This window comes from Streptomyces sp. VTCC 41912 (assembly GCF_045799175.1).
GTDB lineage: Bacteria > Actinomycetota > Actinomycetes > Streptomycetales > Streptomycetaceae > Streptomyces > Streptomyces albulus_C.
This window is the reverse complement of the sequence record NZ_JBJMAB010000116.1, coordinates 1-542: the sequence shown is the minus strand read 5'-3', so window position 1 is coordinate 542 and position 542 is coordinate 1. Positions and strand designations below refer to the sequence as shown.

Here is a 542-nt window from a genome sequence, read left to right as displayed (position 1 = left end):
TTCGTGACCCGGGGCGCGACGACCGGGCACGACGTGGCCGCTGCCGCGGTGTGGGGCCTGGTGCGTTCGGCCCAGTCCGAGAACCCGGGCTGCTTCGCCCTCCTCGACCTCGATCCGAACGCCGACCCGAACGATCCCACCACGCTCCCGCTCACCGCCTTGACCGGCGAAGAGCCGCAACTACGCCTCTCCGAGGGCGATGTGCTCGCCGCGCGCCTGGTCCGTCGGCCGTTGCCTGCGGGGGAGTCGGCGGCGGGTGTGGGTGCGGGGTTCGCCGGTGGTGCGGGTGCGGTGTTGATCACTGGTGGTACGGGTGGTTTGGGTGCGGTGTTGGCCCGTCATCTGGTGGTCGAGCACGGCGTGCGGGAGTTGCTGTTGGTCAGCCGCAGTGGTCAACGGGCGGCGGGTGCGGCCGAGTTGGTTGCCGAGCTGTCGGAGTCCGGTGCGATGGTGCGGGTGGTTGCCTGCGATGTGTCGGATCGTGCTGCGGTGTTGGGGTTGGTGGCTGGTCATCGGGTGTCGGCTGTGGTGCATGCGGCCGG

Annotated in this window: 1 protein-coding gene; it reads left to right on the top strand. The window is 70.7% G+C overall.

Annotated features, from left to right (window positions below):
• The coding region (locus tag ACJ6WD_RS41385) for an SDR family NAD(P)-dependent oxidoreductase (RefSeq protein WP_407617832.1) at positions 1 to 542 on the top strand (542 nt) is incomplete at both ends.